This is a genomic window from Blautia sp. HCP3S3_G3, assembly GCF_052063365.1.
In the GTDB taxonomy this organism is placed as follows: Bacteria; Bacillota; Clostridia; order Lachnospirales; family Lachnospiraceae; genus Blautia_A.
Genome location: NZ_JBQHXR010000043.1, coordinates 1 through 8,377 on the forward strand (window position 1 = coordinate 1; position 8,377 = coordinate 8,377).

An 8,377-nucleotide genomic window follows, 5' to 3' on the forward strand; every position below is an offset into this window, starting at 1 on the left:
CGTTTTTACTGTTTTTGGTTCATCGAACCGTTCTTTTGAATGTAAAGAATTTTCGAGAATCGTATGTGTTTCACTGTTTAGTTATCAAGGTCTCTGTCTCGCGACAGCTTTATTAGATTACCACATCTTCCAACACTTGTCAACAACTTTTTTCAAGTTTTTTGAGGTTTTTCTCAACGACATATGCGGTTTTCTGTGGTTTCTGTCATCTCTCATTGACGACCCGACTACTTTATCATATGTTCAGTCATTTGTCAACAACTATTTTTATTTTTCTGAAAAACTGCTAAATTGTGTCTTTCAGAAAAACAATTCTTTCTGACAGCTTGGTTAGAATACCACAGGAAAACATGCATGTCAACAACTTTTTCTATTTTTTTCCATTTTTTCTTTTTTTCTTTTGAAAATCACTAAAAACATGTGCCCCGTAAATCATTGAGAAAGAACCCTGCCCGTAGTTTTCTTTTGTATCCCAATACATCATTTTCGAAATAACGATACCAAATAACTTGCCTATTTCTCCGATTGCGCATGATACAAAAAAATCCCGCAACAGAGGTTCATTGCTTGAATCCTCCGGCTGGATTTTTTTAATGTCGTTCTTTATTATTCTTTAATTTCAAAATTTATTCAGCATCTTCCTCTGCGGTTTCTTCTGCTGCAGCATCTTCCGTCTCAGCTTCTTCTGCTGTCTCTTCTGTCACTTCTTCTGTTTCAGCTGCATCTTCAGCATCCTCAGATTCTTCGAACGGAATAACTGCTCCATCATATGTCTCATTGATGTAGTTTTTGATTTCATCAGATTTCAGCACTTCAATAAGGGCTTTGATCGGTTCGCTTTCTTCATTTCCTTCTTTTACAGCAATGACATTCACATAAGTTTTTGCTGCTTCAGAATCAGATTTTTCGTATGCGAGTGCATCTTTTGCTACAGAGAAGCCGGCTTCCAGAGCATAGTTTCCGTTCAGTACCACATATGCGGTTTCATTGGCAACACGTGCAACCTGAGCAGCTTCCAATTCAACGATTTCCACATTGTATGGGTTCTCTGCGATATCATTAACAGTTGCTGACAGACCTGCATCTTCTTTCAGAGTGATGATGCCGTTGTCCTGCAGAAGAAGAAGTGCTCTCGCCTCATTGGTAGTGTCATTCGGTACTGCAATAGAATCTCCCTCAGCGATGTCATCAAGGCTGGATTTGGTTCCCGGATAAATTCCGAACGGCTCATAGTGAATACCACCTGCGTTTACCAGATGTGTGCCTTTTTCTTCATTAAAGCTTTCCAGATATGGAATGTGCTGGAAGTAGTTGGCATCAAAGTCGCCGCTCTCTACCACTTCGTTTGGCTGTACATAATCATTAAATACGGTAACTTCCAGTTCATAACCCTTCTCTTCCAGAAGTGGTTTTGCCTGCTCAAGAATCTCCGCATGCGGTGTAGCAGATGCTGCTACAGTGATGGTTGTGTCCTCTTCTGCAAAAACATTGAAGCTGAATGAGCTTAATACCAGAGCTCCTGTTAATGCTGCTGCAACTAATTTTTTCATAATATGTTCCTCCATTTTTCTTTATATTTTTATTTTTTATTGTTTACTTTTTATTATTTTCTCTTATCCAGCCGGTTGGCAATTGCCATACCTACTGACTGGAATACCTGTACCAGAAGTACCAGAAGCACTACCGTAACAACCATGATATCTGCCTGATACCGATAATATCCGTACCGGATCGCAATATCTCCGAGACCGCCTCCGCCGATACATCCTGCCATTGCAGAATAACCGAGAATCGTGCCTACCGCAATGGTCGCTCCTGTAATCAGAGAAGTCCTTGCTTCCACCAGAAGCACCTTCATCACAATCCGAATATCACTGGCCCCCATGGATCTGGCTGCCTCGATTACCCCATTATCTACTTCTTTCAGCGAAGATTCCACCATTCGTCCAATGAACGGAATCGCAGCTACAACCAGCGGGACAATGGTCGCAGATGAACCATAGCTCTTTCCGATGATAAATCTTGTAAACGGCTGGATCAGAATCAGAAGAATCAGAAACGGTACACTTCTGACAATATTTGCGATCACATCCAGTACTTTATACAGAACTGCATTTGGCCTCAGCCCTTCCTTATCGGATACTGCCAGGAGCACTCCCATAGGAATTCCGAAAAGATATCCGATCAGGGTAGATACCAGAGTCATGTACAGGGTCTCGCCGATTCCCTTAATGATCATACTGATCACTTCTTCAGTCCACATAATCATTCGCCTCCCCCACTGCAAGTCCTCTTTCTCTCAGATATGCCTTCATTGCCTCCACATTCGTGCTGTCTTTGGCAAATTCCAGAATCATTTCTCCCTTGGCAACACCGCCGACATTCTTGGTATCCGCTTTGAGAATGTTCACCGGTTCATGGAAAGTAAGAACCAGATTGGCAATCACCGGCTCAAAGGATGAGTTTTCTGAAAAGACGATTCTTATGATCTCACCGCTTCTAATCAGCGGCTGAACTCCAATTTTTCCATCCTCTGCACCAGAACCGATATCCTTGCGGATCAGCTCTTTGGCAACTTCGGATTTCGGATTGCTGAAAATATCCGACACAAGTCCGGTCTCTACAACCTGGCCTTCTTTCAGGATTGCTACATGATTACAGATTTCACGTACTACCGCCATCTGATGTGTAATCACAACAATGGTAATACCAAATTTCTGATTGATATCCTTCAAAAGTTCCAAAATGGATGAGGTCGTCTGGGGATCCAGAGCGCTGGTAGCCTCATCACAGAGAAGAATCTTCGGATCAGAGGCAAGAGCTCTCGCAATCGCGACTCTCTGTTTCTGGCCCCCGGAAAGCTGTGCCGGATATGCATTCTGCTTATCGCTCAACCCGACAATTTCCAGAAGCTCTGCTGCACGCCTGCGTGCCTCCGCTTTTTTCTTGCCCTGTATATACAATGGAAAACATACATTTTCCAAAACTGATTTCTGCATCAGCAGATTGAAATGCTGGAAAATCATTCCAATCTCTTCTCTTTGTTTCCTCAACTCCTTCTCCGAAAGATCTCCCAACGCCTTGCCGTCGATCAAAACGCGGCCCTGTGTGGGAACTTCCAGAAAGTTCATACATCGTACCAGCGTGCTCTTTCCTGCTCCGGACATTCCGATGATGCCGTAAATGTCGCCTGAATCAATAGCCAGACTGACATTCTTCAGTGCATCTACCGTTCCATCCTTGGAAAGAAAGGATTTGCACACATTTTCAACTACAATTCCTGACATGTCTTCACCTCTAAAATTCTCTTCGATCGATATGGATACTATAGCACGATTTTCTGCAAAAGTATAATTCATAAAAAATACTGCTGGTTATAGGTTTTAACTATAAGTCACTCTTCACAGAAATACACCTCGCGGAATATTTCCGGCTGGCTAGCCGTATACCTTATCCTTATAACGGGAAATTTCCTCCAGATATCGCTGTCCCAGAGGACTGATGGTAACGCCCTTACGCACGAGATACCCGATCGACATCACTTCATCTGATCTCAGCTTCACTGCACAGTAATCCGTCCCGTTCAGTTCCTCGCAGATAATACCGGAACAAAGAGTATATCCGTTCAGCCCCACCATCATGTTCAGAACCGTGGCTCTGTCATCCGCTTTGATCAAACGTTTATACTCATAGGTACTCAGCACCTCTTCTGCAAAATAAAAGGAATTATATGCCCCCTGATCAAAAGACAGGCAGGGATATTCCCGCAGTTCTTCCAGCGCAATTTCCTCCCGTTTTGCCAGAGGATGTCCCTTCCACATGTAAACATAAATGCTGCATTTCAATATCTCATGAAATTCCAGCTGAAATTCATGAAATAATTTCATCAGAACGTTACTGTTAAAATCATTCAGATATAAAATACCGATCTCGCTTTTGAAATTCTTCACATCCTCGATCACTGTATAGGTTTTTGTCTCATGAATGGCAAATTCATATTCATCCATGCCAAACTGTTTTACCAGCTCCACAAAGGCATTTACCGCAAAGGTATAATGCTGGGTAGAAACACTGAATTTCTTTTTGCCCTGTTTTTTGGATACATATTTTGTCTCAATCAATTCGTACTGCTCTACTACCTGCCTGGCATAACCGAGAAATTCCTCTCCCTCAGGTGTTACAGAAATTCCCCTGTTGGTCCTGCGGAAAAGTTCTACCCCGATTTCTTCCTCCAGTTCCCTGACTGATGCCGAAAGGCTTGGCTGTGAAATGAACAAAGTCCTCGCCGCTTCGTTCATGGAATTGGAATTTGCTACTGTGATCACATATCGCAGCTGCGCAAGTGTCATAACTGCTCTCCTTCTGTCATTTTGTCATTCTGTGCTTCTGCAATTCGTTGCTCTACATCTTCTCCATTCTATCATCTTCATCCTCATACTTCCACCCCAAATCTCCAAAACTTTCAAATTATAACCAAAAACTCTATTTGAAATCAAACTTTTCTTGTAAAAAATATGAATTTCTGTTTAAATTTCCCGTGACAGATGATATAATAGACACATAAAAAAGAACCGCACAGTTGTTTCGGTTCTTCAGGAGAAGGAGGTTGTCATATGGAATCGAAGATGTTCAAAATTTACGCGCGCAATGATGAGCGTATTCAGCTCAAAGTCTTCCCGGGACATTTTGCTACCCCCCAGTCGCATATTACGCACTATCTGGATATCACCACCATGAAGTCCCGCTGTTCCGAAGCAAGAAGAATCGCCCGGGAACTTTCCCGCAACTACGAAGCAAGTATTCCCATTGATACCATTGTCTGCATGGATGGACTGGAAGTCGTTGGTGCTTATCTGGCTGATGAACTGACGAAAGCCGGCGTTCTTTCCATGAACGCTCACCAGACCATTTACATTACTTCACCGGAATACAACAATGTGGGACAAATGATTTTCCGTGACAACGTCCAGATGATGATCAAAGACAAAAACATCCTCATTCTCAACGGATCTGTAACCACCGGTGAAACCCTTTCCCGTGCAGTATCAAGTATTCTGTATTACGGCGGGCAGATTCGCGCAGTCGCTGCAATTTTCAGCGCAGTCAGAAGCGTAGCCCAGCTTCCGGTTCATTCCATCTTCCATCAGAAGGATATCCCGGATTACGGCACCTACCGCGTACATGACTGTCCTTTGTGTAAAAATAAGCAGAAGCTGGACGCAATCGTCAACGGCTTCGGTTATTCGAAAATATAAATTTGCCACTTTCCTTTTAAACCTTTTATAACCTTTTATGCAGGAAAAGCTCTCGCAGCGTGCATGATCCGCCTTATGTCACGGCAGACCGTCACGCCGGGGGCTTTTTCTGCAGTTATCTCCATTTGCTGTACAGTTACTTATTTTTTCTTGTCAGAAGCCACCCGCTTGTCAGCGCCGTAAATGGTGCAACTGTCACCAGCCCGAAACTTCCCACAACGGTATCCAGAATTTCCGCAGATACATATTTATAGTTCAGAATATTTACCACAGGTGTGCCCTGTGCCATAAATGTCATCAGAAGTGCGATGTATCCTCCGGAATATGCCAGAAGCAGCGTGGTCGTCATAGTTCCCATAGCAGCTCTTCCCACATTCATACCGGAACGTGCGGCTTCCTTCCAGCCAATTTCCGGTTTTTTCTGTATCACTTCATAAACTGCAGAGGTAATATCTACCGAAAGATCCATCATAGCCCCGGATGCTCCGATAAAAATACCACTCATAAAAATTTTAGTCAAATTCAGATCCTGATAGCCGGAATACAGCAGACTTTCCGAATAGGACATCACCGCCCCATGGATTTTAAACGCATCTGTAAACACACATCCGATCACACAGGTCACAAGAACACCCAAAAGTGCGCCGCTGCTGGCAGCAATGGTTTTTCTGTCAAATCCGTATACCAGAAAAATAATCAAAACTGTCAGAAATGCGGTGATCAAAATCCCGCACCAAATGGGATTGACCCCTCTCAGATATGCGGGAACCATAATTTTCCAGATAGTAAGAATTGTAATCAAAAAGGAATATACTGCGCGAAATCCTGGTCTTCCCGCAAAACAGATCAGAAGCACGATGAACATCAGTCCCAGAATCAGTTCTTTATTCAGTCTGAAATGGTCTGACATCACAACTGACAAAATCTCGTCACCGGAATAGCTGATCACTACCAGCGCCACATCACCCGGTTCATACATTTTGTCAGATTCCAGAGAACCGCTGAGCATATTAACGCCTTTGCTCTGCTGCCCTTTAAATCGACCTCCCAGAATTTCAAGCTGGCAGTACTGTTCCCCCGACTGGATCAGCCCGGAGCTTCTCACTGTACTCTCATCTGTAGAAAGAACTTTTGCCTTTACTTTATCTGTTCCTTGATAAATAGCAGCATCCTCATAGCCCGTCGGAAGGGCTATGAGGATGAAAATCAAGAGGATTGCCAACAAAGAAACAGCATTCTTTTTCAGCTTATTTCCCATGTCTTATTCTACTCCTGTAAGAGCTGCCAGTTTGTTGTAGATATCTGTATTGTCATAATATCCGTCAAAATCATCCTGTCCTGCTCCCATTGCAAGTACTTCTACCGGAAGTCCTGTATGTGCATAAGAGGAGAAGCTGATACCGGATTTGTTATTCAGGATGTGAGTAATGGTTACAGTAAGCGGTTCATAGCTTCCATAGAGAAGATATTCCTCCTGTCCAAACTCTTCCTCATCACCGGTACGTGACATCGTCTCATCATAAGCTGCTTTTAATTTATTGTATTCGTATTCAGTCATTACAAGAGAACCTGTCTCATCAGATTCCGGATGTAAATCTGCGCTGTCTGCCTGTGTTGTCGTCTCTGCCTCGCCCTGCGGAGCCTGAAGTCCGAACAGTTCTGTAATGTCTGCCATCACTGTATCAAAGTCTGTTTTGTTTTCTTTGTAACCTGCTACATAATCAGAATCAAATTTTGCATAGGACATCTTCTGATTGCTGATATTGGTAAGGAATGTATCATAATCTGTACCTGCAAAACCAATTGTCAGACCACCGGTCTCATGGTCACCGGTCACAAGGATCAGCGTTTCATCCGGATGCTCATTATAAAACTCAATTGCTTTGCCTACTGCATCATCAAGTGCAAGTGTATCGGTAATAGTTGCTGCCGCATCATTTGCATGGCAGGCCCAGTCAATTTTACCGCCTTCTACCATCATGAAAAATCCGGTATCATTGTTCAATACTTCAATACCTTTTTCCACATAATCTGCAAGACCCCACTCGCCTTCTTCCAGATCCATTGCATAACTCATGGAATCACTGTCTGCAAGTGTCTCATCGATCACGATTGCTTTGCCGTCTTCAGCGGTCAGAGCTTCTGCTTCTGCCTGTGTTTTGACAACCTTATAACCTGCTTCTTCTGCCAGTTCGTACAGATCTGTTTTATCGCCTTCATCACCTGTTGTTTTTTTCAGACCGCCGCCTGCAAAATAATCAAAACCGCTGTCGATCATTTCCTGACCAATCTCATAGTAGCTGTTTCTGGATGCCTGATGTGCATAAAAAGCAGCCGGTGTGGCATGGTTCAGGTTTACGGAAGAAAGAATACCAATCTTGTAACCAAGCTGATCTTTCAGCTTCTCTGCAATTGTTTCGTACGGAGTTTCCATCTTCTCGTCCATGTTGATTGTTCCGCTGTAGGTCTTATGACCTGTAGCGATAGATGTTGCTGTGGAAGCAGAATCCGGACAGAAAGATGTGCTGTCATAAGTCTGAGCGGAACCTGCTACAGGAAGGCTCATCATGTTCAGATTACTCTGGCTTGTAAGGATTTCATCTCCATCATCTGCCATTGCACTCAGATAATAGTTTGTGGTCTGGATCTGCGGATAGCTCATTCCATCACCGATAAAAAGGAAAATATATTTCGGTGCTGCCGCCTCTTCTGCTGCCATAACATTCTGCGGTGCTGCTGCAGGTACCATCATTGCTGCTGCTAATAATAATGCGCTGATTTTTTTTGCTTTCATAAACTTTTTACTCCTTCTTTTTTGCTTTCGCTTTGATTCGGGATTTCGTTTTTACAGGCATTATCTTAAAAGCGCATTATCAAATTCTTTTACCGGGTTTCGTTAATTCCCAGTTAATTTTTCCGGTAAATTGTTAAATTGTTGAATAACAATAACCAAAACATGCTTTTCATGTTTCATTCAAGGAATTACAGTGAGGGGTAATGAATTATAGAGTGCTTTAGTTAATTACAGCGGGTTTTAATGAATTAGACGTTAGTTCTGTATTAATCCGTGGGGATTTTTTGCGTTTGGTTGTGCTATGGTTTTCACCGGAACTTCCGTTCAG

7 protein-coding genes are annotated in these 8,377 nt (G+C 43.0%); 1 reads left to right on the forward strand and 6 read right to left on the reverse strand.

Annotated features, from left to right (window positions below):
- Positions 1-626 precede the first annotated feature (626 nt).
- The 4 genes from ACTNEW_RS15875 to ACTNEW_RS15890 all read right to left on the reverse strand — a co-directional run bounded on the left by ACTNEW_RS15875 (position 627) and on the right by ACTNEW_RS15890 (position 4,349).
- Positions 627-1,550, reverse strand: coding sequence for a MetQ/NlpA family ABC transporter substrate-binding protein (locus ACTNEW_RS15875; protein ID WP_441062729.1), 924 nt, complete (start codon positions 1,548-1,550; stop codon positions 627-629).
- Positions 1,551-1,603: 53 nt separating this feature from the next.
- Positions 1,604-2,263, reverse strand: coding sequence for a methionine ABC transporter permease (locus ACTNEW_RS15880; protein ID WP_441062731.1), 660 nt, complete (start codon positions 2,261-2,263; stop codon positions 1,604-1,606).
- Positions 2,253-3,287 carry a methionine ABC transporter ATP-binding protein gene (locus ACTNEW_RS15885; protein WP_441062740.1) on the reverse strand — a complete coding sequence of 345 codons (1,035 nt, stop codon included), beginning with the start codon at positions 3,285-3,287 and terminating at the stop codon, positions 2,253-2,255. The genes ACTNEW_RS15880 and ACTNEW_RS15885 overlap by 11 nt, the downstream gene beginning before the upstream one ends.
- Positions 3,288-3,437: 150 nt before the next feature.
- On the reverse strand, positions 3,438-4,349 hold the full coding sequence (locus ACTNEW_RS15890) for a LysR family transcriptional regulator (RefSeq protein WP_441062732.1): 912 nt from the start codon (positions 4,347-4,349) through the stop codon (positions 3,438-3,440).
- A 264-nt stretch (positions 4,350-4,613) separates the two neighbouring features.
- Here ACTNEW_RS15890 and ACTNEW_RS15895 point away from each other — a divergent pair, with 264 nt between their 5' ends.
- Positions 4,614-5,255: a phosphoribosyltransferase gene (locus ACTNEW_RS15895; protein ID WP_441062734.1), complete on the forward strand. Its 642-nt coding sequence runs from the start codon at positions 4,614-4,616 to the stop codon at positions 5,253-5,255.
- 136 nt (positions 5,256-5,391) lie between these two features.
- Here ACTNEW_RS15895 and ACTNEW_RS15900 read toward each other — a convergent pair whose 3' ends face one another.
- Positions 5,392-6,513, reverse strand: a complete 1,122-nt coding sequence (locus tag ACTNEW_RS15900; protein WP_441062736.1) for a YibE/F family protein — start codon at positions 6,511-6,513, stop codon at positions 5,392-5,394.
- A gap of 3 nt (positions 6,514-6,516) precedes the next feature.
- Entirely contained in the window at positions 6,517-8,049 is a 1,533-nt protein-coding gene (locus tag ACTNEW_RS15905) for an alkaline phosphatase (RefSeq protein WP_441062738.1), read from the reverse strand.
- Between the last annotated feature and the right edge of the window lie 328 nt (positions 8,050-8,377).